General features: G+C 72.3%; 19 protein-coding genes. 7 read left to right on the top strand and 12 right to left on the bottom strand.

What is annotated here, in order from left to right; genetic code table 11:
- The 5 genes from malQ to AB0K07_RS10400 form a co-directional block, all read right to left on the bottom strand.
- The gene (malQ, locus tag AB0K07_RS10420; RefSeq protein WP_363753063.1) at positions 1-1974 is read right to left on the bottom strand and encodes a 4-alpha-glucanotransferase; all 1974 of its coding nucleotides are present in this window, start codon (positions 1972-1974) and stop codon (positions 1-3) included.
- A 115-nt stretch (positions 1975-2089) separates the two neighbouring features.
- Positions 2090-3298: a sn-glycerol-3-phosphate ABC transporter ATP-binding protein UgpC gene (ugpC, locus tag AB0K07_RS10415; protein WP_363753060.1), complete on the bottom strand. Its 1209-nt coding sequence runs from the start codon at positions 3296-3298 to the stop codon at positions 2090-2092.
- Positions 3299-3308: 10 nt separating this feature from the next.
- Positions 3309-4151, bottom strand: a complete 843-nt coding sequence (locus AB0K07_RS10410) for a carbohydrate ABC transporter permease (protein ID WP_363753057.1) — start codon at positions 4149-4151, stop codon at positions 3309-3311.
- 1 nt (position 4152) lies between these two features.
- Entirely contained in the window at positions 4153-5148 is a 996-nt protein-coding gene (locus AB0K07_RS10405) for a sugar ABC transporter permease (RefSeq protein ID WP_363753054.1), read from the bottom strand.
- Positions 5149-5194: 46 nt separating this feature from the next.
- Positions 5195-6481 (bottom strand): ABC transporter substrate-binding protein, encoded by a 1287-nt coding sequence (locus AB0K07_RS10400; RefSeq protein WP_363753051.1) that lies wholly within the window; start codon positions 6479-6481, stop codon positions 5195-5197.
- 513 nt (positions 6482-6994) lie between these two features.
- On the opposite strand from AB0K07_RS10400, the gene AB0K07_RS10395 reads away from it, so the two are divergent.
- Together AB0K07_RS10395 and AB0K07_RS10390 are read left to right on the top strand one after the other, a co-directional pair.
- Positions 6995-7426, top strand: a complete 432-nt coding sequence (locus AB0K07_RS10395; RefSeq protein ID WP_363753048.1) for a hypothetical protein — start codon at positions 6995-6997, stop codon at positions 7424-7426.
- A 46-nt stretch (positions 7427-7472) separates the two neighbouring features.
- Positions 7473-7751 (top strand): hypothetical protein, encoded by a 279-nt coding sequence (locus tag AB0K07_RS10390; RefSeq protein ID WP_363753045.1) that lies wholly within the window; start codon positions 7473-7475, stop codon positions 7749-7751.
- 22 nt (positions 7752-7773) lie between these two features.
- Here the strand turns inward: AB0K07_RS10390 and AB0K07_RS10385 are convergent, their stop codons facing one another.
- The 3 genes from AB0K07_RS10385 to AB0K07_RS10375 all read right to left on the bottom strand — a co-directional run bounded on the left by AB0K07_RS10385 (position 7774) and on the right by AB0K07_RS10375 (position 10344).
- Entirely contained in the window at positions 7774-8562 is a 789-nt protein-coding gene (locus AB0K07_RS10385) for a L,D-transpeptidase family protein (RefSeq protein WP_363753042.1), read from the bottom strand.
- A gap of 397 nt (positions 8563-8959) precedes the next feature.
- The gene (locus AB0K07_RS10380) at positions 8960-9670 is read right to left on the bottom strand and encodes an HAD family hydrolase (protein ID WP_363753040.1); all 711 of its coding nucleotides are present in this window, start codon (positions 9668-9670) and stop codon (positions 8960-8962) included.
- 41 nt (positions 9671-9711) lie between these two features.
- Positions 9712-10344, bottom strand: coding sequence for a WHG domain-containing protein (locus AB0K07_RS10375; RefSeq protein WP_363753037.1), 633 nt, complete (start codon positions 10342-10344; stop codon positions 9712-9714).
- Between the two features lie 77 nt (positions 10345-10421).
- Here AB0K07_RS10375 and AB0K07_RS10370 point away from each other — a divergent pair, with 77 nt between their 5' ends.
- Positions 10422-11513 carry a low temperature requirement protein A gene (locus tag AB0K07_RS10370; protein ID WP_363753034.1) on the top strand — a complete coding sequence of 364 codons (1092 nt, stop codon included), beginning with the start codon at positions 10422-10424 and terminating at the stop codon, positions 11511-11513.
- On the opposite strand, the gene AB0K07_RS10365 is transcribed toward AB0K07_RS10370, so the two are convergent.
- From AB0K07_RS10365 to AB0K07_RS10350, 4 genes are all read right to left on the bottom strand, one after another.
- The gene (locus AB0K07_RS10365) at positions 11497-11940 is read right to left on the bottom strand and encodes an SRPBCC domain-containing protein (RefSeq protein WP_363753031.1); all 444 of its coding nucleotides are present in this window, start codon (positions 11938-11940) and stop codon (positions 11497-11499) included. The two genes, AB0K07_RS10370 and AB0K07_RS10365, sit on opposite strands and share 17 nt — an antisense overlap.
- A 1-nt stretch (position 11941) precedes the next feature.
- Positions 11942-12292: a metalloregulator ArsR/SmtB family transcription factor gene (locus AB0K07_RS10360; RefSeq protein ID WP_363753028.1), complete on the bottom strand. Its 351-nt coding sequence runs from the start codon at positions 12290-12292 to the stop codon at positions 11942-11944.
- Entirely contained in the window at positions 12289-12747 is a 459-nt protein-coding gene (locus tag AB0K07_RS10355; protein WP_363753025.1) for an SRPBCC domain-containing protein, read from the bottom strand. The genes AB0K07_RS10360 and AB0K07_RS10355 overlap by 4 nt, the downstream gene beginning before the upstream one ends.
- Positions 12748-12869: 122 nt before the next feature.
- Entirely contained in the window at positions 12870-15575 is a 2706-nt protein-coding gene (locus AB0K07_RS10350) for a glucosidase (RefSeq protein WP_363753022.1), read from the bottom strand.
- Between the two features lie 42 nt (positions 15576-15617).
- Here AB0K07_RS10350 and AB0K07_RS10345 point away from each other — a divergent pair, with 42 nt between their 5' ends.
- From AB0K07_RS10345 to AB0K07_RS10330, 4 genes are all read left to right on the top strand, one after another.
- A complete protein-coding gene (locus AB0K07_RS10345; protein WP_363753019.1) occupies positions 15618-17561 on the top strand; it encodes an amylo-alpha-1,6-glucosidase in 1944 nt (647 codons plus the stop codon).
- A gap of 137 nt (positions 17562-17698) precedes the next feature.
- The gene (locus AB0K07_RS10340; protein WP_363753016.1) at positions 17699-19033 is read left to right on the top strand and encodes a glycosyltransferase family 4 protein; all 1335 of its coding nucleotides are present in this window, start codon (positions 17699-17701) and stop codon (positions 19031-19033) included.
- A gap of 75 nt (positions 19034-19108) precedes the next feature.
- Positions 19109-20911: a protein kinase gene (locus AB0K07_RS10335; RefSeq protein WP_363753013.1), complete on the top strand. Its 1803-nt coding sequence runs from the start codon at positions 19109-19111 to the stop codon at positions 20909-20911.
- 96 nt (positions 20912-21007) lie between these two features.
- A complete protein-coding gene (locus AB0K07_RS10330; RefSeq protein ID WP_363753010.1) occupies positions 21008-22636 on the top strand; it encodes a serine/threonine-protein kinase in 1629 nt (542 codons plus the stop codon).
- Positions 22637-22659: the final 23 nt, after the last annotated feature.

Here is a 22659-nt window from a genome sequence, read left to right as displayed (position 1 = left end):
TCAGGCCCCGGGCGGGCGCGCCGGTAGCGGGCGGGCCGTGGTGAGCAGCTCGACGATCCGGGCCACCCGGGGATCCGCACGGATCTCCGCCACGGTCGCCGGCAGGGGCAGCCGCCAGTTCGGATACTCGTCCACCGTGCCCGGCATGTTCGGCTGGCGCACCTCGCCCAGCACGTCGTAGAGGGAGACACCGAGCAGCCGGGCCGGGCTGGCCGCGAGCGCGGCGTGCATCGCCACCACCACCTCGCCATCATCCGGCCCGGCGCCGTCGTCCACGTCGGGCAGCAGCCCCTCGGCGCGCAGCATCGCCAGCAGCCGCTCCCGCTCCGCGACGGCCCTGGCCCGCTCCACCGCCACGTCGGTGCTGAGCAACTTCAACTCGTCGCGGACCCGGACGTGCTCCCCGGTCAGGAAACCGGGCGCGGTCGGCAGGTCGTGGGTGGAGATCGTGGCCAGCGCGTTGCGTGGCCAGCGCGCCGGCGGGACGAAACCACCGTCGTCGTCACGGGCGAACCACAGCACGGTCGAGCCGAGCATGTTGCGCCCACGCAACCCCCGAGTGACCGCCGGCTGGACCGTGCCCAGGTCCTCACCGACCACGACCGCTCCGGCCCGGTGCGCCTCCAGCGCGAGGATGCCGAGCATCGCCTCGGCGTCGTAGCGGACGTAGGTGCCCTCGGCGGCGCCGGCGCCCGGCGGCACCCACCACAGCCGCCACAGCCCGGCGACGTGGTCGACCCGCAGCCCACCCGCGTGCCGCAGGGTCCGTCGCAGCATGTCCCGGTAGGCCGCGTACCCGGTGTCGGCGAGCCGGTCCGGCCGCCACGCGGCGAGGCCCCAGTCCTGCCCGAGCTGGTTGAAGTCGTCCGGTGGCGCGCCGACGCGCACGCCCTGGGCCAGCACGTCGGCGAGCTGCCAGCCGTCCGCGCCGCCCGGGTCGATGCCGACGGCCAGGTCGTGCACCACGCCGACCGGCATCCCGGCCGCCCGGGCCGCCGCCGTGACGGCGTCGAGCTGCTCGTCGCAGAGATGTTGCAGCCAGGCGTGGAACGCCACCCGGTCGGCGAGCTGGCGGCGCTGCTCGGCGACCGCAGGGGCGTCCGGGTGGTGCAGCTCCGCCGGCCAGGCCCGCCAGTCGTTGCCGTGCCGCTCGGCCAGCGCGCACCAGGTGGCGAACGTGGTCAGCTCCGGGTCCGCGGCCAGGTCCACCGGGTCGGCGTACGGGCGCAGCAGCTCCAGGGCGTGCCGCTTGGCGGCCCACACCTCGTCATAGTCGATCAGGTCGCCGCGGTCGGGGCGCAGCGCGTCGACCACCGCCCGGGTCGCCGGATCCGCCGCCCGGTACGCGGCGGTGTCACTGACCCGCAGGTAGAGCGGGTTGACGAAGCGCCGGCTGGCCGGCGAGTACGGCGATGCCGCCACCGGGTGCGACGGCCCGACCGCGTGCAGCGGGTTGAGGAGCACCAGGCCCGCGCCGGTGGCACCGGCCCAGCCGGTGAACTCGGCGAGGTCACCGAGGTCGCCCATGCCCCAGGAGCGTTCCGAGGTGAGCGCGTAGAGCTGGAGCATCCAGCCCCAGGTGCGCGGCGGCACGGGCAGCCGGCGGGGCACCACCACCAGCGTGGTCTCCCGGCCCGCGCAGGTGAGCCGGTGCCAGCCCAGCGGCAGATCGGCCGGCAGCTCACCGTTGACCGCGCGGCGGCCACCGTCCTCCAGCTTCACCGCGCCCGGGCCGGGCAGCGCCCGACCGGTGCCGTGCGTGAGCACCACCGTTGCCGGTAGGGCGGCCCGGTCCACCGCGCGGGCGGCGGCGAGCGCGTCGGCGACGGCCGCCGGGCTGGTGGCGTCGACGCCGAGCAGCCCCAGTACGCCGACGACGGTCTCCGGCGCGACCTCGACGCGGCGGTGCCGCCAGTCCTCGTACCAGGTGGACACGCCGTGCGCGTGGGCCAGCGCGGCCAGTCGTCGGTTCATCCCTGTACCCCGCTTCACGACGCGACCTGCGACCACCTTGCCACGGCCGCACGCACCGCGCAGGACACGACGGGGCCGGCGGGCGAACCCGCCGGCCCCACCATGATGGACGCCGTCAGTCGGCGAGTGCGCCGGCCGCCCGGCCCTCGTGCAGGGTGAGATTGCGGCCGTTGGTCGGGTCGAACAGGTGGATCTTCTCCAGGTTGAACCAGACCCGGCGCGACTGCCCCTCGGCCACCGGGGACTCGGCGGACAGCCGGGTGACCAGGTTGCCGCCGGCGCCGGTGAAGTCGGCGGCGCCGGCGTCGGCCGCCAGCTCCTCCAACTCGGCGGCGCTGGCCCGCTCCCCCTCGACGGTGAAGTAGACGTACTTGTCCGAGCCCATCGACTCGACGATCTCCACCGGCGCCTCGAACTCCAGGCCGCGGCGTCGGGTGTCCTCGTCGACGAGCTCGGCGTCCTCGAAGTGCTCGGGGCGGATGCCGAGGATCAGCTCGCGGGGCGCGTCGGCCGCCTCCAGCTCGCGGCGGACCCGGTCGCCGAGCGGCACGTCGCCCAGCGCGGTCCGCAGGCTGCCGTCCTGCACGGCGGCGTGCAGGAAGTTCATCGACGGCGAGCCGATGAAGCCGGCCACGAAGAGGTTGCGCGGGTGGTCGTACAGCTCCTGCGGCGGGCCGACCTGCTGCACCGCGCCGCCGCGCATGATCACCACGCGGTCGCCGAGGGTCATCGCCTCGGTCTGGTCGTGGGTGACGTAGACGGTGGTGGTGCCGAGCTGCTTCTGCAGGCGGGACACCACGGTGCGCATCTGCACCCGCAGCTTCGCGTCCAGGTTGGACAGCGGCTCGTCCATCAGGAACGCCTTCGGCTGCCGGACGATCGCCCGGCCCATCGCCACCCGCTGGCGCTGCCCGCCGGAGAGGTTCGCCGGCCTACGGTCGAGCAGCGAGGTCAGCTCCAGCACCTTCGCGGCCTCGTCGACCTTCTGGTTGATGGTCTCCTTGTCCAGCTTCGCCAGCCGCAGCGGGAACGCCATGTTCTCCCGCACGGTCATGTTCGGGTACAGCGCGTACGACTGGAACACCATGGCGATGTCCCGGTCCCGGGGGGCCTTGTCGTTGACCCGCTGGCCGCCGATGCGCAGCTCGCCGGAGCTGATGTCCTCCAGCCCCGCGATCATGTTGAGAGTGGTGGACTTGCCGCAGCCCGAGGGGCCGACCAGGATCACGAACTCGCCGTCGGCGATCTCCAGGTCGACGTCCTGCACCGCGACGGTCCCGTCCGGGAACTTCTTGCTCACCTTGTCGAGCACGATGTCAGCCACGACTACTCACCTATCCCTTGACTGCGCCGGAGGTCAGGCCGGACACGATGCGGCGCTGGAAGAAGAGGACGAACAGAATGATCGGAATGGTGATCACCACGGCGGCGGCGCAGATCGCCCCGGTGGGATCCTCGAACTGCGACTCGCCGGTGAAGAACGACAGGGCGACCGGCACCGTACGGGCCCGCTCGGTGGAGGTCAGTGTGATGGCGAACAGGAAGTCGTTCCAGCAGAAGATGAAGACCAGGATCGCCGTGGTGAACAGACCGGGCGCGGCCAGCGGGGCGATGACCCGCCGGAACGCCTGGCCCTGGGTGGCGCCGTCCATCTTCGCCGCCTTCTCCAGGTCCCACGGGATCTGCTTGAAGAACGCCGACAGCGTGTAGATCGCCAGCGGCAGCGCGAAGGTGATGTACGGCAGGATCAGGCCCGGCCAGGTGTCGAAGAGGCCGAGCTGACGCTCGATCTCGAACAACGGCGACACCAGCGACACCTGCGGGAACATCGCGATCAGCAGGGAGACGCCGACCAGCAGCCCCTTGCCGGGGAAGTCCAGCCGGCTGATCGCGTACGCGGCCATCGCGCCGAGCACCACCGCGACCAGCGTGGCGATCAACGCGATGCCGATCGAGTTGATCAGCGCCCGGACGAACTGGTCGGTGTCGAAGATCGTCCGGTAGTTGTCCAGCGTCCATTCCCGGGGGATGAAGTTCCCGTCGGTGAGGGTGCCCGGCGTCTTGAACGACAGCGACGCGATCCACAGCACCGGGACCAGCGCGAAGACGACCACGAGGACGTCCAGGAGACCCCAGCGCACGCGGGCCCTGGTGGTGGTTTCGGTACCGGTGGCCATGTCAGCGCCTCTCCCCGTCGTCGCTGCCCGGGGCAGCGGTGCCGAACAGCTTCACGAAGATGAAGGCGATGATCGCCACAGTGATGAAGATCAGCACCGACATCGTCGACCCGATGCCGAGGTTGAGGCCCCGGATCAGGTTGTTGTAGGCGAGCATCGACACCGACGAGGTCTCGTTGCCGCCGGCGGTCAGCACGAAGATGTTGTCGAAGACCCGGAACGCGTCCAGGGTGCGGAACAGCAACGCGACCAGGATTGCCGGCTTCATCACCGGCAGCATGACCTTGGTGAACCGCTGCCATCCGGTCGCGCCGTCGGTGGAGGCGGCCTTGAGCAGGTCCTCCGGGACCAACGCCAGCCCGGCCATCAGCAGCAGCGCCATGAACGGGGTGGTCTTCCAGATCTCGGCGAGCATGATGATCGCCAGCGAGCTGGCCCGTTCGGTGAGCGGCGCGCCGTCGCTGAACAGGTCGGCCAGGTAACCCGTGCCGGGCGTCCAGGCGTACCGCCAGGAGAAGGCGGCGACGACGGTGACGATGCCGTACGGGATCAGCGCCGCGGTCCGCACGATGCCCCGCCCGACCAGCGTGCGGTGCATGATCAGCGCGAGCCCCATGCCGAGGACCAGCTCGATGGCCACGGTGACCACCGTGATCAGCATGGTCACCCCGAACGCGGTCCACCAGAACTCGTTGCTGAGCACGGTGACGTAGTTCTCCAGCCCGATGAACTGGCGCTCGTCGGGGAAGCGCAGGTCGAAACGCTGGAGTGACAACCAGACCGAATAGATGATCGGGTACGCGGTCACCGCGACCATGACGAGCGCGGCGGGCGCGCAGAGCAGCCAGCCGAGCTTGCGTTCGGCCTTCTTGTTCTCGCTCAGCGGCGGCCTGCGACGGCCGCCGCGCTGGGTGGGGACGGCGGCGTGCCGGCCGGTGGAGCGGGTGGTTTCCTCGGCGGTCACGTCCGCCCCGGTTGGGGTCGCGTTGATGCTCATGCCGTCACCTCCCTACGGTGCTTGCTGGTTCGCTCGTTGCGCTCGCTCACGGGAGCACCCCCTTGGACTGGAGGGCGTCGGCGATGGCACCGCGCAGCTCGTCCGCGGTCTGCTGTGGACGGATCGCCGACGGCGGCGACAGGATCGCCGACATCACGGTGGAGATGCTCTGGTAGGCCGGGGTCAGCGGGCGGGTCGCCGGGTCCTTCAGCTCCTCCAGGATGGTGTCCTTCATCGGGTACGCCTCGGTCATCTCCGGCTCGTCGTAGACGGCCTCGATGGTGGGTGGGACGCCGTCGTTGATGGCGGAGAACTTCTGGTGCTCGGCGTCGCGGAGGCACCGGGCCGCCTCGAAGGACAGCTCCGGGTGCTTGGAGTACGAGCTGACCGCCAGGTTCACCCCGCCGATGGTGACCTTGCTGGGGGTGTTCTCGTCGATGCCCGGGATCCGGGCCCAGCCGACCTGCTTGGCCAGCTCCGGGTTCGCCTCCTGCAACGCGGGATAGACGAACGGCCAGTTCACCTGGAACGCGCCGGCGCCGGACTGGAACTCCAGCCGCACCGGGTCCTCGGTGGCGTTGGTGAACGACGGCGAGGTCACGCCCGACGTGGCGAAGCGCTGCAACTGCTCCAGCGCCTTGACCGTGCCGGCGTCCATCACGGCCTGCGTGCCGTCGTCGTTGAGGATCTTTCCGCCGGCGCTCTCGGCCAGGGTGTTGTAGAGGACGACCAGGCCCTCGTACTGGGCGCCCATGGTGAGCACCTGGTGCGGCTTGCCCTGGTCTCTGAGCTGCTGGGCCGCGCTGATCATCTGGTCCCAGGTGGTGGGCGGCTGCGGCACCAGGTCCTTGCGGTACCAGAGCAGCTGGACGTTGGTGTTCTTCGGCGCCGCGTACAGCTTGCCCTCGTAGCGGGCGGTGTCCAGCGGCCCGGCGAGGGTGCCCTGCTCGACCTCGGCCTTGTCCTGACCGGTCCACTCGCGGATCCAGTCGGCGCTGGCGAACTCCTGGGTCCAGGTGACGTCCAGGCCGAGCAGGTCCATCCCGGTGTCCTCGGCGGCCAGCCGGCGCACCATCTGCACCCGCTGGTCGTCGGCCTGCCGGGGCAGCACCCGGTAGGCGATCTCGTACCGTCCCTGGGCCTGCGCGTTGCAGTCGTCGACGACCTTCTGCAGGTTCTGCTCGGGCGGGTAGTACAGGTTGATCGTCGGTGGACCACCAGCGTCACCGGAACCGCAGGCGGCCATGGGCGCCACCAGCGTCAGCGCGGCGGCTGCCGCCACCGCGCGTACCCGTGGTCGCCGTCGACGTCGGGCCTCGTCAGGGTCGCTCATCACCCCTCCCCTCTTGTCGGCCAGCAGCCGGGGAAGGGCACCGCGCCCCGGCGCACGGCGAGACGGTCGGGGCGCAGGACCAACGGCGCGGGCACCCCGGACGTTTCGTGGCCTTCACACTGCCCGACCTGCGAAGTCGCGAAACCTGACGCCGGTGGGACACAGGCCAACCGGCCCGGTGTGCCCGACGTCACCCCGGCCGCGTCGGTCCGATCACGTGCGCTCGACGGCCGGCGACCCGGCATGGTGAACCAGGTGCCCGAGCCGGTCCTGGCCGACCCCGGAGGGCAACGAGTTCTGCGCCTTCGCACCGCGTCCCATCGGGTGAGCGACCGACTACCCAGCGCCGGCACTGTCGACTAGCGTCTTCCTAGCGCCACAGCCAGCGCGTTCGCCGCCGACGTCGATACGCCTCCGGCCGACCCCAGCCTGCCCGTTCGGTTGGTAATCGCGGGAACGTCCCACCGCCACTCCCCCGGTTCGGCAGGATCGTCCCAACGAGGAGGTGCCGTCGTGCAGGACACCCGCGCTCTCGCCCTGATGTTCGAGGTGAGCGGCCTGCCACCGGTCAAGACCGAAGCGTTGTCCATCTTCGCCGCCGGGCACCGGCAGGCGACGAGGGTCCGCACCCTGCTCCAGGCCGCCCTGGCGGCCGCCCAACGCACCGGCTGGACGCCGCTGCCCGGGCCGATCGAGGTCGACCTGGTCCTGCGCTGCCCGCCCGGGCACCGTACGGCCGACGCCAGCACCCTGCTCGGCGGCGTCTGCGCGGTGCTGCAGGACAAGAAGCGGGTGAGCAGCATCGGCCTGGCCCACCTCGGCGTCCTGGTGGACGTCGCTCTCTTCGAGGACGACCGGCAGATCCGCCGGCTGTCGTACCACGAGGAGCCGGCGGAGGACTTCTCGTACCAGGTGCGGGTCGCCGCCGTACCGGCTGAGGTTTGACCGACGGACGCGGTGGGGTACCGCCGACGCCGACGAAGGGAGCACCATGTCGGAGCCACACGTCACGCTCGACCCGCGCGGGCTGGACCCGGTGCAGCAGAAGCTGCGCGGCCCGTTGGAGGACCAGCTGACCTCGGCGCTCCAGGCGGCCATCGACCGGGTCCGGGCCGGCTACGCCGGTGAGCCGGTCGAGCAGGTCTGCCAGCGCCTGCTGGACGAGACCCGCTCCGGGCTGCATCCCGACATCGCGGCCGGCTTCAACCCCGACATGGACGAGTTCTGCCGGGTGGCGGTGGCGATCGTCCGCGGCGGCGACGTCTCCTGAGCCGGAGGCCGGCCGCCGGCGGCTAGGTGGTCCCGGCAGAGCTGATCGGCGGGCTGAGCACGATGTGCGGCGAGAGCGCCGGGTCAAGCCAGCGCAGCACGGGGACGAGGTGCTCGTGGGCGAGGGAGACGCAGCCGGCGGTGGCGTTACCGCCGCTGGTGCTGAACTCGTGCAGGAAGATCCCGCTGCCCGCGTACGGCACCGGCGTGCTCACGGTGGGCGGCATGTTGTACGTGATCACTGCGAAGTGCGTGTACGCGGGCACCTCCGTCCACAACGCCTCGCTGTTGCCACCGGGGTTGGTCGAGCTGTGCTGGAAGGAGTTGTAGCGCGACGACGTCGGGTTCTCGTTCCACCAGTCGCCACTGACCAGGCGGTGGTACGGGTACCGCACCCCCGGGTTCGCGGCGATGCCGTACATGGTCGAGCCGATGGAGTACGTCCCGGTGGGCGTGGTGGGCACCCCCTCGACGTGGTTGTCGCTGAACCCCTTGGAGCCGATCCGGGCGGGCAGCACCGCCGAGGCATGCTGCCACCGGTCGTTGACCCGCACGTACGCCTCGAGGGTGGCGTGGCTGATGGAGTAGCCGGTGCCGCTGACGATGAGGACCTGCTTCGCCTGTGGCGGCAGGGTCGTCAGCCGGGCGGCCAGATTGTGGTGCGGCACCGTCGGCCGGGTGAGCCCGGGAACGCTCGCGGTGCCCCGGGCCGGCGCCGCCCTGGTCGCACCGAGCGCGGGCGCCGTCGGAGTGAGCACGGCCGGCGCCGCCAGGCCCGCTGCGGCGCCCAACAAGAGCGATCTGCGCTTCATGCCACCATCCTGACAGTCGACCCGCCTCGCGGCTGCCCCGCTCGCCGGGGGTCCGGGTCAGGACCGGGTCCGCAACTACCCGACCCTGACCCCCGGTCATCCGGCATGGGAACGGACGGCTCCAGCCTCCCTGCCGCGCGCGGGCGTGGCTCAACGCCCACGCGGCTCGACAGGAAGCCGGCCGCCCTGCACTCAGCTCCACGGTGCCCACTCGCCGGACGCCCGTTCGCCCCCGGCACACCCCGAAAGGCCGTGGACGCCGGCCCAGGCTAGGCGGGTCACGACGGGCCGAACAAGCCGGGCAGGACCGCCGGTGGCAGGACTGATCTCCAGGGGAAAAACCGTCATGTCGGCGTAACGCGACCATGATCGCCGACGCTGTTCGGGCTCGGAGCGGTCAGAAGTGGCGCAGCAGGTCGCGGAACGCGGCCAGCCGCAGCACGCCGGCGTCGGTCGGGTCCAGCTCGTCGTCCTCCAGCACCCAGGTGTTCTCATTCGGAATAAACACCGCGTTCAGCCCGGCCGCCCGGGCCGGCAGGATGTCCGACTTCGGAGAGTTGCCGATCATCCAGGCTCCGGCGGGCTCGAACCCGTGCTCCCGCACCAACCACCGGTAGGTGTCGACGTCCTTCTCCGCGACGATGTGCGCGGCCCGGAAGTGGTGCAGCAGCCCGCACGCGTCCAGCTTGCGCTGCTGCTCCACCTGGTCACCCTTGGTCAGCAGCAGCAACGAGTGCCGGCCGGCCAACTCGTCGAGCGCGTCGGCCACCCCGGGCATCAGCTCCACCCGGTGCTCGACCAGGGCCACCGCCAGCCGGTCGATCTCCTGGCGTTCGGCGTCGGTGGCCGGTCGCTCACGTAGCCGCTCCAGGCACTCCGCCAGGCTGCGCAGGAAGACCTTGCTGCCGTAGCCGTGCGCCACCGTGTTGGCCCGCTCGATGTCGTCGAGGACGGCCCGCAGCTCCACCCGGTCGAGGGTGGGGTGGTCGAGCCAGGCCAGGAAGTCGTCGATCACCCGCTCGAACACGATGTTGTTCTCCCACAACGTGTCGTCCGCGTCGAAGATCAGCACCTGCGCCTGCCGGCGCGCCGCCTGGTCCACCGTCATGCCGCCCCCTTCGTGATCAACGCTCCTGACGGTTCGGGACCTTAGGGCATGGTGTGCGACGCACCCAAGCGGTTTCCGTCCGACTCGGCCGGTGGCCACGGCCAGCGCACCAGCCGTTCCGCGATCATCGCCTCCCGCTCCTCCTGCGCCTCCGGGCGCAACCGGCCGCCCCGGGTGAGCATGACCATGCCGTGCAGCAGACTCCAGCCGACCTCGGCCAGGGTGTCCGGATCACGCCCCTCGGCCAACGGGGCCAGGGCCGCCCGCAGCTCGGCGAACACGCCGCGGGGAGCGGCCGGCACGCCGTCCACGCCGAAAGCCAGGTCGGGGGTCAGCGCGAGCATCGCGTCGTAGACCTCCGGATTCGCGTACGCGAAGTCGAGGTACGCGCTCGCCACCGCCGGCCAGACCCGTTCCGGATCGCCGGTTGCCTCCGCGTGCGCCTCGGCCAGGTCGGCGGCCAGGTCGGCGAAGGCGCACACCGCCACGGCGGCGAGCAGCGCCTCCTGATCGGCGAAGTGCCGGTAGAGGTCGCCGACGTCGACCTCGGCCCGCTCGGCCAGCCGCCGAGGGCTCACCCCCGTCCAACCCTCGACCTCGGCCAACTCCCGGGCGACCGTGACGATGAGGTCGCGTCGCTCCTCTTCGGTGGCTCCCTCGGCAGGTCCGGACACGCCCACGAGCGTAAGTCGAAGACACCGACGGAGTTCGCGCGGTGACAGATTGGTGACGGGCGGCACCGGGCGCAGGGATGAGGGAGAGGGGCGACGCACCGCTGCTCCGCACCGAGAGCAACCTCCAGCGAGCCACCTTTCTGGAGCTCTTCCTCGACCTGGTCTTCGTCTTCGCGCTCACTCGGATCTCGGCCCGGTTGATCACGGATTTCACCGGCACCGAGCGCGGCGTGCTCGCGGGTCTCGGGCAGGCCCTGCTGCTGCTCCTGGCCCTGTGGGCCGTCTGGTCATCGACGGTCTGGTCGACCAGCTGGCTGAATCCCGAGGCGCCGGTAGTCCAGAGCGTCATCGTCATGACAATGGCCGGCGCCATGGTGATGGCCGTCGCGGTACCCGACGGCTTCGGCGCGCGGGCCTCCCTCTTCGCCGTCACCTACGTGGCCCTCCAGACCGGCCGGGTGACGTACTTCCACATCGCCGCGCACGGACGGCCGGACTCGCGGCAGACGGTCCGGGTCCTGGTCTGGCTCGGCTTTAGCGCGCCGCTCTGGGTCGTCGGTGGGCTGGTCGACGACGGCACGGTTCGTGGGTCGCTCTGGACCATCGCCGCGCTGGTCGACTACGTCGGGTTGTTCCTCGGGTGGCCGACACCCCGGCTCGGCGCGCAACGGATCGGCGGACAGACGATAGCGGCCGAGCACCTGGCCGAGCGGTACCAACAGTTTCTCCTCATCGCGCTCGGCGAGGCGATCTTCGTCATCGGGTTGGCCTTCAGCGGCAGCCAGTTCCACACCGGGCAGACGGCCGGCTTCGCGCTGGCGTTGGCGACCACCGTCCTGCTCTGGCGGATCTACTTCCACCTGGCGGGGGGCGTGCTGGGTGCGGCCATCAGCCGTTCCCGGGACGCCCCCCGCCTGGCCACCGACATGGCACTCGCCCACCTGGTCATGATCGCCGGGGTCGTGCTGACCGGCGTGGGCTTCGAGCTGTTCATCACCGAGCCACTCGGTGGCCGGCAACACTCCACCTGCCGCCCCTCGCCACCGGCGCGGCCACTGCCGCGGTGCTCCTGGGCGTCGCCAGCGCGGACGCGCGACGCACACGCAGCCAGCCAGCGGAACAACCGGCACCACCGCTCTAGCTTGGCCCGGCTCAGTGCCAGTCGCTGATCCGGACGTCGTCCGGGGCCGGCCTGCCATGCCCGGTCTCCACAAGCTGCTTGAGACTCATGAGGAACATCGTCCACTTGGTGCTGCAGTGGTGCATGAACTCGACGGGCTCACGCCAGCCCTCGTGGGTGAACTGGACGATGGTGTACTCGCCGCGTTGGTCGAGGCGCCAGCTGATCTCGGTTCCGATCCATTCCTCGGGGCCGTCGATGACCCGCCACCGCACGCGGCCGGAGGGATCGAGCTCCAGGACCTCCATGTCGAAGCCACCGACGTCGCCGAACCGGAAGGCCAACTGCCCGCCGACCTCGCTCTTGCCCACCGTGTCGGTCGTCCACCAGCCGGCAATGCCCTCTGGAGTTGCCACTGCTCGGTAGACGTCGTCGAGCGGAGCGACGACGCCGACCCGGTGCAGGATGTCGACCACTTCAATCTCCTTGGTTGTCGTTGCGGTTACGGTCGATCGCCTCGGCGATCCGCTTGATCCGGCGGAGTCGGGCGTCCCAGGTGGCGCCGACCGCTGACATCTGGGCGGCAGCCCGGGCGAGCTGCGCCTCGTCGACCTGGTAGTGCCGCTCGCGACCGGCCGGCGCGGCGTGCACCAGACCGACCCGGTCCAGGACGGCAAGGTGCTTCGAGACGGCCTGGCGAGTGACGGGTAGTCGCTCGCTCAGTGACGTGGCTGTGCCTGGCCCCCCGGCGAGTAGAAGGTCGATCATCGTGCGCCGGATGGGGTCGCCGATCGCCGACCACAGGTCGTCGTCGACCGCGGTGCTCATGAGGTGGCGACCAGCCGCGCGACGTACGTGCCCAGCGCGGGAATGTAGTGGTCCCACCCGCTCACGTGGTCGCGGTACTGCTCCTCGAGGACAGCGACCTCCCATCCCATCTCGCGGAACCCGGTCTCCGTCATGCGGATCTGCGTCCCCGTACCGGTCGGGACCAGATCGAAGGTGACCAGCAGCGAGGGCCCGCTCCGGGCCGGGTCCGGGTAGCACCACCGGAAGGAGAACCGCTTCGGAGGGTCGACGTCGACGATGGCGAGGGCGACGGTGTTCGTCTCGCCCGTCGCCGCGTCGCGCCACACGAGTTCGCCGGGCGCGCCCGCGACCGGCTCGAACCGCGCGTCGTCGGGCCACCACTCCCGCATGTGCTCGGGCCGACTGATCACCTCGAAGACCACCTCGGGTGAAGCGTCGACATGAATGTCCCGTTCGATGGATCCGTGTTCCATGCCACCCAACCTTTCGCAACCTTTGGTTGCGTAAAACTACAACGGCCATGACGGGATGCGCAACCTTTGGTTGCATGTTGAGTGGTACGGCCAACCGACGCCGGCGTGCGGGCTGCGGTGCGTCAGCGGCGCAGCGTGAGGATCAGATCCGCCACCAACGCCGTCCAGCCGGTCTGGTGCCAGGCGCCCAGCCCGGCCCCGTTGTCGCCGTGGAAGTACTCCGGGAAGGCGATCAGGTCCCGCCAGTCCGGGTGGGTCTGGAAGATCCGGCACGCGCCGTAGATCGGACGCCGGCCCCAGTCGTCCTGGGTGAAGAGCGAGATCAGCCGGGCGGACAGATCGTCGGCGACCTCGTCCAGCGTGCGCTTCACCCCGGATCGGGTCGGGTACTCCACCTGGAGGTCGTCGCCGAAGAACGACGCGTAGTCGCGCAGCGCGCTGATCAGCAGGAAGTTCGTCGGCATCCAGATCGGCCCACGCCAGTTCGAGTTGCCGCCGAACAACCCGCTGGTCGACTCCGCCGGCTCGTACCCGACGGAGAACTCCTGCCCGCCGAGGGTGACCGAGAACGGCTTGTCCAGGTGCGCGCGGGACAGCGTGCGCAGGCCGAAGTCGGAGAGGAACTCGTCGGGGTCCAGCATCCGGGCGAGCAACCGGACCACCTGCTCCGGGCCGACCATGGACAGCAGCCGCTGCTGGCGACCGTCCGGGCCCAGCCGGCGGGTGCCGATCACCTCGGCGTACTCCGGGCGGTTGGTGAGGAACCAGCGCAGCCGGGCGCCCAGCTCCGGCAGGTGGTGAAGGGTCCGGGCGGTGAGCCGGGTGGTGGCGGCCAGCGGCAGCAGCCCGACCACCGAACGGACCTTCAGCGGCACCTTCGTGCCGTCGGCGAGCCGCAGCACGTCATAGAAGAAGGCGTCCTCGTCGTCCCACAACCCCTGCTCGTACGCGGCGGCGGCGATGTACGCGAAGTGCTCGAAGAACTTGGTGGCGGTGTCCACCCAGGTGCGGTCGTGCTCGGCCAGCACGATCGCCATGTCCAGCAGGTTCAGCGCGTACATGGCCATCCAGCCGGTGCCGTCGGACTGCTCCAGCACACCGGCCACCGGCAGCGCCGCCGACCGGTCGAACGGCCCGACGTTGTCCAGCCCGAGGAAGCCGCCCTCGAAGACGTTGTTGCCGCCGGTGTCCTTCCGGTTGACCCACCAGGTGAAGTTGATCAGCAGCTTGTGCATCACCCGGGCCAGGAACTCGTAGTCCCGGCCGCCGTCGATCTCGAAAACCTTGAGCGCCGCCCACGCGTGCACCGGCGGGTTCACGTCACCGAACGCCCACTCGTACGCCGGGATCTGCCCGTTGGGATGCAGGTACCACTCGCGCAGCAGAAGCAGCAGTTGCGCCTTGGCGAAGCCCGGGTCGACCCGGGCGATGCTCACGCAGTGGAAGGCCAGGTCCCACGCCGCGTACCAGGGGTACTCCCAGGGGTCGGGCATGGAGATGACGTCGAAGCTGGTCATGTGCCACCAGGCGCTGTTGCGCCCGTGGCGACGCCCGGCCGGCGGCGTCGAAGCCGGATCGCCCTCCAGCCACCGCTTGACGTCGAAGTGGTAGAACTGCTTGCCCCACATCAGCCCGGCGATGGCCTGCCGGGCCACCAGCGCCTCGTCCGGAGTGGCGGCCTCCGGGATCACACCGGCGAAGAAGCGGTTCGCCTCGGCCCGCCGCGCCCACACCACCGCCTCGAAGCCGTCGCCGAGATCCGCCCGGGGTGGCGGAGCGGCGGCCGGCGGCGACGCGGTGCGGGTCAGCCGCAGCCGGATCTGGCGCTGCCCCCCGGCCGGCACGTCGAGCACGTAGTGCAGCGCGCCCTTGGTGCCCTCCCCCGCCGGGTTGACCGTGGCGGCGCCGTTGACCACGTGGTCGTTGATGCCGTCCTTCGGATAGCGGGACCGGCCCGGCAGGCCCCAGAGCCGCTCGGCGTTGCTGTCGTTGTCGCAGAGCAGCGGCACCGGATCGCCGTCGCCCTCCAGCAGCAGCTGGCCGAGCACCCGGTGCTCGCCGACCAGCCGCGCGCCCTCGCCGGTCATCCGGGGAATCCGGTCGCCGCCGGGCAGACCCCAGGCCCACGTGTTGCGGAACCACAGGGTGGGCAGCACGTGCAGGGTGGCCGCCCGGTCACCCCGGTTGGCCACGGTCACCACCATGCACAGGTCGGTCGGGGACGCCTTGGCGTAGTCGACGGTCACCGCCCAGTACCGGTCGTCGTCGAAGATGCCGGTGTCCACCAGCTCGTACTCGGTGTCGTCCCGGCCGCGCAGCGCGTTCACCGCGACCAGCTCGTCGTACGGGAAGGCGGCCTGCGGGTAGTGGTAGCGCCAGCGCATCCAGGAGTGGGTCGGCGTGGAGTCCTCGTACCACCAGTACTCCTTGACGTCCTCGCCGTGGTTGCCGCCGTCACCGCCGAGGCCGAACATCCGCTCCTTGAGGATCGGATCCCTGCCGTTCCACAGCGCGAGGGCGAACGCGAACGTCTGCCGGTCGTCGCAGACGCCGGCCATCCCGTCTTCATTCCACCGGTAGGCTCTGGACCGCGCATGGTCGTGCGGGAAGTAGTCCCAGGCCGTACCGTGCTCGCTGTAGTCCTCCCGTACCGTCCCCCAGGCCCGTTCGGACAGATAGGGACCCCATGCGCGCCAGTCCTGCTCCCCCGAGTCGGCCTGGGCGAGCCGGAGCCGCTCGGCGTCGGGTGACGGGGCGTCGGAGGACGAACGGTCAGTGATCACGTGCACATCTTTGACGTCGCCGCGGTACTTGACCACAGCGGCCATTCTCGTCGTGGCGTGTTACACCCCGCCGCGGGTGGAGGAAAGTTGATCGACATTCACTTCGGCCCGCAGGTCTGTGGCGACCTGACCAGCGCCGCCAGCCGGGAGTGGCTGGTGCCCGACGGCGTCGGCGGGTACGCGATGGGCACGGTCGCCGGGATGCGGACCCGCCGCTACCACGGCCTGCTGGTGGTGCCCGGCGAAACCCCGGCGTCCCGCCGGGTGGGACTGGTCAGCCTCGACCCGGCGGTCACCCTGCCGTCCGGCGCGCGGGTCCGGCTCGGCGCGCACGAGTGGTCCTCCGGCGACGTGGACCCGCGCGGCTTCGAGCTGCTGGAGCGCTTTGACCTGGTCGACGGGCTGCCCCGGTGGCGGTGGCGGATCGGCGCCGTGGTGATCGAACGGGAGCTGGCGATGCTGCCCGGCCGCTCCTGCGTGGCGGTGGTGCATCGGCTGGTGGCCGGCGGGCCGGTCCGCCTGGAGCTGTCCGCCGCCTGCACCTGGCGCGACGCGCACGGCGAGCGGCGGGCCGACGGCCCGACGCCGCAGGTCGAGACGGTGGCCGACGGCGCCGTGGTCGAGGGGGCGTACCGGCTGGCCGGCCCGGGCTGGACGCCGGAGGGGCAGTGGTGGCTCGGCGTGCACCACCGCGAGGAGGCGAGCCGGGGCCTGCACCCCGACGAGGACCTCTGGTACGCGGGCCGCTTCGCCGGCGAGCTGGAGCGCCCCGGTGACACGGTGTCGGTGCGGGCCTGGGCCGGCCGACTGGACGAGGAGCCGCCGCCGGCCCCGGAGATCGTGGCGACCGCCCGGCGGCGCAACCGTGAGGTGGTGGCCACGGCGAAGCCGGCCGACCCGGTCGAGGCGACGCTCGCGCTGGCCGCGGACGCGTTCGTGGTGCGTACCGGCGGCACGGCGGTCGACGTGGTGGCCGGGTACCCGTGGTTCGGCGCCTGGTCGCGGGACACGATGATCTCGTACGAGGGGCTGTTCCTCTGCACCGGCCGCGCCGACGAGGGTCGGGAGCTGCTGCGGGCGTACGCGGCGACGCTGTCCGAGGGGATGCTGGCCAACACGGCCGACACCGGGCGGGTGGAGTACAACACCGTCGACGGCACGCTGTGGTTCCTGCACGCGGTGAGCCGGCACGTCACCGTCACCGGCGACACCGACCTCGGCGACGAGCTGCTGCCCGCGCTGCACACGGTGATCGACGCCCACCTGGCCGGCACCCGCTACGGCATCGCCGTCGACCCGGCCGACGGGCTGCTCACCCAGGGCGCACCCGGCACCGCGCTGACCTGGATGGACGCCCGGGTGTACGGGGTGCCGGTCACCCCGCGTACCGGCAAGCCGGTCGAGGTCAACGCGTTGTGGATCAACGGGCTGGCCGGGCTCGCCGAGCTGACCGAGCTGGCCGGCCGGGACGCGGCCGAGCTGTGGCGACGGCACGGGCAGGCCGCCGCGTCGTTCCGGGACCGCTACCCGGCGCCGGCCGGCTGGCTGCACGACGTGCTGGACGCGCCCGCGCCGGCGTACCCACTCGGCGGGGCCGCCCTGCACGACGACGACGCGCTGCGCCCCAACCAGCTGCTGGCCTGGTCGCTTCCGTTCGCGCCGCTGGAGCCGGACGAGTCGACGCTGCGCCGGGTCGCGGCCGGGCTGCTCACCCCGCTCGGGCCGCGCAGCCTCGCCCCGGATTCGCCGGAGTTCGTGGGCCGGCACCGGGGTGGCCCGGCCGAGCGGGACGGCGGCTACCACCAGGGCACGGTCTGGCCGTGGCTGCTGGGGCCCTACGTGGACGCGTGCCGGCGGGGCAAGATGTCGGTCGATGACCTGTTCATTGGTATTGAGTCTCATCTGACCGAATATGGGCTAGGCTCAGTGAGCGAAACGGCCGATGGCCTCGCGCCGCACGCCGCGACCGGCTGCCCGTTCCAGGCGTGGTCGGTGGCCGAGCTGCTGCGGGTGCGCCGAAAGGGCCAGTAGCGCTTTACACGACCGCAATGGCGGTGTCTCCGCTGGTTATCTCGACCCCGGCAGGATGGGCCCGAGATCCAGACGCGACGGCGGGCACCGGCTCCGGTGCGGTCGGTGCGCGCCCGGAGACAACAAAGGGGGCCCGCATGTCACCCGACGCCCACGTGATCGACATCCACCCCGCCCGGCAGCTGCGGGTGCTGATGCTGTCCTGGGAGTACCCGCCGGTGCTCGTCGGCGGCCTCGGCCGACACGTCCACGCCCTCTCCGTCGCCCTCGCCGCCGCCGGCCACGAGGTCACCGTCGTCACCCGCCACGCCGACGGCGCACCCCTGGAGGAGTACGCCGACGGCGTACGCATCCTGCGCGCCCCCGAAGACCCCGTCACCTTCCCCCTCGCCACCAACTCCCTGCTGGCCTGGACCATGGCCTTCAACCACACCCTCACCCGCACCGCCCTGCGCGCCACCGAAGCCGGCACCTACGACGTCGTCCACGCCCACGACTGGCTCGTCGCCCACACCGCCATCACCCTCACCGAGCACCTGGACCTGCCCCTGGTCACCACCATGCACGCCACCGAGGCCGGCCGGCACCAGGGCTGGCTGCCCGAGGAGATGAACCGCACCATCCACGGCGTCGAACACTGGCTCAGCGGCTCCTCCACCCGGGTGATCACCTGCTCCGGGTACATGCGTGACCAGGTGCGGTCCCTGTTCGACCTCCCCGCCAGCCAGGTCGACGTGGTGCCCAACGGCGTCGACGACCGGGCCTGGCGGGCCCGGCCCCGGGCGGTCGCGTCGGCCCGGGCCCGGTTCGCCGCGGACGGGCCACTGGTCGGGTACGCCGGGCGGCTGGTCTACGAGAAGGGCGTGCAGCACCTGGTGCACGCGGTGCCCCGCCTGCGCGAGCGGCACCCCGGGCTGCGCGTGGTGATCGCCGGCGACGGCCCGTACCGCGCCGAACTGGAGGAGGAGGCCCGCCGGCTGGCGCTCTGCTCGACGGTCCGCTTCACCGGCTTCCTCGACGCCACCCAACTGCCGGCGGTGCTCGGCGCCACCGACGCGACCGTGGTGCCCAGCCTCTACGAGCCCTTCGGCATGGTGGCGCTGGAGGCGGCGGCCGCCGGCGCGCCGCTCGCGGTGGCCCGCACCGGCGGGCTCGCCGAGATCGTCGAGCCCGGAGTGACCGGCGTGACCTTCCCGCACAGCGACCCGGACGCGCTCGCCGGCGCCGTCGGCCAACTCATCGGCGACGAGGTCTTCGCCCGGCGGTTGGCCCGGCGGGCCCGCACCATGGTCGGCGAGCGGTACGGCTGGGCCACCATCGCGGCCCGCACCGCCGCCACCTACACCACCGCCCGACGCGAGCACGGCCCGCTCCAGGCCCGCCGGGCCGCCGCCCGACTGGCGGGCGGACGTACCCGGATCGCCATCCCGGAGGGCAATCTGCTCGCCGCGGCCGACCACGCCGCCTGCTGAGCCGAGGCGGACGACCGATAGGTGACTCCCGATCCGCTGGCTACGGTGTATCCCGGACAGCGGCCGAGGAGGAGCGTGCAGGTATTGATCGCCGGTCGATACCGGCTGCTCGACCTGGTGGGTCGCGGGGGCATGGGTCGGGTGTGGCGTGCCCGCGACGAGATGCTGCACCGCGAGGTCGCGGTCAAGGAGGTCGTGCCGCCGAGCTGGCTGGCCGACCACGAGCGGGCCGAGCTGCGTTCACGCACGCTGCGGGAGGCGCGCGCCGCGGCCCGGCTCAACCATCCCGCCGTGGTCCGGCTCTACGACGTCGTCCCGGTCGACGGCAGTCCGTGGATCGTGATGGAGTACGTCCCGTCGCGCACCCTCCAGGACGTGCTGGACACCGAGGGGCCGCTGGCTCCGGCCGAGGCGGCCCGGATCGGCCTGGCCCTGCTCGACGCCCTGCTCGCCGCGCACGCGGCCGGCGTGCTGCACCGCGACGTCAAACCGCAGAACGTGCTCGTGGCACACGACGGGCGGGTACTGCTCACCGACTTCGGGCTGGCCACGTTCGACGGCGGCGACGGCGCGATGACCCGCCCCGGCATGGTGCTCGGCTCCCCGCAGTACGTCGCCCCGGAGCGGGCCGCCGAGGGGGTGTCCACCGTGGCCGCCGACCTGTGGTCGCTCGGAGCCACCCTGCACACCGCCGTGGAGGGCCGCTCCCCGTACGCCCGCAGCACCGCGATGGCGACGCTGAGCGCGCTGGCCGCCAGGCCGCCGGACCCGGCACCGCACGCCGGGCCGCTCGCGCCGGTGCTCGCCGGGCTGCTGCGCCGTGACCCGCGTGACCGCCTCGACCACGAGGCGGCCCGCCGGCTGCTCACCGCCGCCACGACCGGCGCCACCGACGCGTCCCCCGACGAGGCGGACCGGGTGGCGGACCAGGACGACAGGCCCGACGCCTCCACCGACCTGTCCGATCAGGACCGCAGCGCCCCCCTGCCCGAGCCCGGCCAACCCGGCGCCGACCGGGCCGGCGCCCGGGGTGATCCACCCGCCGGAGACACCACCGTCGAGCCGGCCGACGCGCCCCGGCAGCGGGCCGCCGGCGACGGCGCCCCGGACACGCCCGCTCGTGCGCCCGGCCGCATCGCGCGCCGGGCGGCGCTGGTCGTCACGGCGCTGCTCGTGGCGGCCGCGGCCGGCGTCGGCACCGCGCTGGCGGTCACCGACGACGAGCCGACGGGCACCGCCGGCCGGTCGACCGCCGCGCCGCCCCCGGACCACCCGCCGCGCGGCGGGGACCGGGACGGACCGTTCGACCCCGGCCACGGCCCCGACCGCCCCGGCCCACCGCCCGGCGGACGCGACATGCCTCCGCCACCGTTCCCGTGCGTCCGCCCGCACATCGTCGGTACGCCGGTGCCGGCCGGATCGCCTGCACCCGACGAGCGGTTCCGCCCACCGGCCGGCTGGGTCTGGCACGCCGACACCGCCGGCTTCCGGGTCTCCGTACCGGCTCGCTGGCACTACTCGCGGGACGGCTCGGTGGCCTGCTTCCAGGACCCGGCGACGGGTCGGGCGTTCAGCGTCGCCGAGGGCGGCACGGCCGATCCGCTGGCCCGACTGCGCGCGGCCCGCGACGCGGCGGCCGGTGACGGGGCGCTACCGGGCTACGACGAGGTCCGGCTCGCCGCGAACGACGGCGGCGCCGAGTGGGAGTGCCGCTGGGACGCGCCGTACGCCGCCCGGCTGCACGCCCGACAACAGGTCGTCGGCACGCCCACCGACGGTGGCCGCTGGACGCTGGGCTGGATCACCGACGACCGCGACTGGGCCGCCGCCAGCGCGGACTGGACGGTGGTGCGAGACAGCTTCCGATCGCCCCCCTGACCTGCACCGAACGTTGCCCTCTGGACTGCCGTCCGGGATGGATCGAGGCCGGCACAGTGGTTATCGTGTAACACGGGGTGACCGAGGGGGCCGACTGTGCAGCAGTTGCTGATCGCGGGTCGGTACCGGCTGCTCGACCTGGTCGGCACCGGTGGCATGGGCCGGGTCTGGCTGGCCCGCGACGAGATGCTGCACCGCGACGTCGCGGTGAAGGAGGTCGTGCCGCCGTCCTGGCTGGCCGAGGCCGAACGGGTGCAGCTACGGCTGCGGACCCTGCGCGAGGCGCGTACCGCGGCCCGACTCAACCACCCCAACGTGGTCCGCATCTACGACGTGGTGCACGACCGGGAGAGCCCCTGGATCGTGATGGAGTACGTGCCGTCCCGCTCGCTGCAGGAGATCATCGGCGACGAGGGGCCGCTGAGCCCGCAGCGCACCGCCCGGATCGGGCTGGCCGTGCTCGCCGCGTTGCGGGCCGCGCACCACGCCGGGGTGCTGCACCGGGACGTGAAGCCGCACAACGTGCTGGTCGCCGACGACGGGCGAGTCGTGCTCACCGACTTCGGGCTGGCCACGTTCGACGGCGGCGACGGTACGACGACCGGACCGGGCACCGTGCTCGGCTCCCCGCAGTTCGTCGCACCGGAACGCGCCCGCGAAGGGATGTCGAACCAGCGTACCGACCTGTGGTCGCTGGGCGCGACGCTCTACGCCACGGTCGAGGGGCGTTCGCCGTACGCCCGCTCCAGCGCGATGGCGACGCTCAGCGCGCTGGCCACCGAGCCGCCGGACCCGATGCGCCGTGCCGGCCCGTTGCGTCCCCTGCTCACCGGTCTGTTGCAGCGCGACCCGTGGCGGCGGTTGACCGCCGCCGAGGCGGAGCCGCTGCTGCGCAGCGCCGCGGCGGACCCGGGCCAGCGCGTCGAGCCGCCCCGCTCCGCGGCGGTGGCGGCGGTCCGCAGCGCGGGCCGGGCCGCCGTACCCGCCCCTCCGGTCGAGTGGGCGGCCCCGCCCGGCGACGTGGCCCCGCCGACCGACCGGCCGGCAGCCCGATCCCGGCGCCGGCGGCTGCTCGCCGTGGGCGGCGCGGCCGTCGTCACCGCGCTGCTCGCCGCCGGGGGTGCGCTGGCGCTGGTCAACCGCAACGACGGCCGGACACCCCCGTCCGGCGCCGGGGGCGGCGACGCCACTCCCCGGCCTGCCGCGTTCGTCTGCTCGGCGCCCCCACCACCGACGGCCACCCCGGTGCCGTCGGTGCCGCCACCGGCCGACGCGCGGTACCGGCTGGTGCAGGGCTGGACGTGGCACGACGACCCGGCAGGCTTCCGGATCGCCGCGCCGGTGGCGTGGCTGCGCTGGACCGAGGGGGCGGCGACCTGCTTCCGGGAGCCCGGCGGGTCCCGGGTGCTCAGCGTCGAGGCGGGGCAGGCGCGGGCCGACCCGGTGGCGTACTGGAAGGCCGAGGAGGCCCGGCTCACCGGCGGCGAGGCGCTACCGGGCTACCGCAAGGTGGACATCTCCGCGCTGGACATCTTCGAGGGCGGCGCGATCTGGGAGTGCGGCTGGGAGAACGCGGCCGGTGAGCGGGTGCACAGTTTCCGGCTGCTGGCCAACACCTCGCCCGGGCGCGCCTTCACCGTCTCGTGGTTGACAAAAGAGTTCGACTGGCAGGTCAACGCGACATACTTGCCGATGATCCGGCAGAGCTTCACCCCGGCACTCTGACGCTGTCCGTTGTGGACCGTCCG

It is taken from the genome of Micromonospora sp. NPDC049301 (assembly GCF_040678715.1).
Classification (GTDB): domain Bacteria; phylum Actinomycetota; class Actinomycetes; order Mycobacteriales; family Micromonosporaceae; genus Micromonospora.
The sequence above is the reverse complement of the archived record's forward strand: the minus strand, read 5'-3'. Positions and strand labels throughout refer to the sequence as shown.

What these genes read in the sequence shown, in the direction of transcription:
- AB0K07_RS10370 (WP_363753034.1), top strand. Translation starts at nt 10,422, where the DNA reads ATGAGGGAGAGGGGCGACGCACCGCTGCTCCGCACCGAGAGCAACCTC.
- AB0K07_RS10340 (WP_363753016.1), top strand. Translation starts at nt 17,699, where the DNA reads ATGTCACCCGACGCCCACGTGATCGACATCCACCCCGCCCGGCAGCTG.
- AB0K07_RS10385 (WP_363753042.1), bottom strand. Translation starts at nt 8,562, where the DNA reads ATGAAGCGCAGATCGCTCTTGTTGGGCGCCGCAGCGGGCCTGGCGGCG.
- AB0K07_RS10390 (WP_363753045.1), top strand. Translation starts at nt 7,473, where the DNA reads ATGTCGGAGCCACACGTCACGCTCGACCCGCGCGGGCTGGACCCGGTG.
- AB0K07_RS10350 (WP_363753022.1), bottom strand. Translation starts at nt 15,575, where the DNA reads ATGGCCGCTGTGGTCAAGTACCGCGGCGACGTCAAAGATGTGCACGTG.
- AB0K07_RS10380 (WP_363753040.1), bottom strand. Translation starts at nt 9,670, where the DNA reads ATGACGGTGGACCAGGCGGCGCGCCGGCAGGCGCAGGTGCTGATCTTC.
- AB0K07_RS10355 (WP_363753025.1), bottom strand. Translation starts at nt 12,747, where the DNA reads ATGGAACACGGATCCATCGAACGGGACATTCATGTCGACGCTTCACCC.
- AB0K07_RS10400 (WP_363753051.1), bottom strand. Translation starts at nt 6,481, where the DNA reads ATGAGCGACCCTGACGAGGCCCGACGTCGACGGCGACCACGGGTACGC.
- AB0K07_RS10360 (WP_363753028.1), bottom strand. Translation starts at nt 12,292, where the DNA reads ATGAGCACCGCGGTCGACGACGACCTGTGGTCGGCGATCGGCGACCCC.
- AB0K07_RS10410 (WP_363753057.1), bottom strand. Translation starts at nt 4,151, where the DNA reads ATGGCCACCGGTACCGAAACCACCACCAGGGCCCGCGTGCGCTGGGGT.
- AB0K07_RS10405 (WP_363753054.1), bottom strand. Translation starts at nt 5,148, where the DNA reads ATGAGCATCAACGCGACCCCAACCGGGGCGGACGTGACCGCCGAGGAA.
- malQ (WP_363753063.1), bottom strand. Translation starts at nt 1,974, where the DNA reads ATGAACCGACGACTGGCCGCGCTGGCCCACGCGCACGGCGTGTCCACC.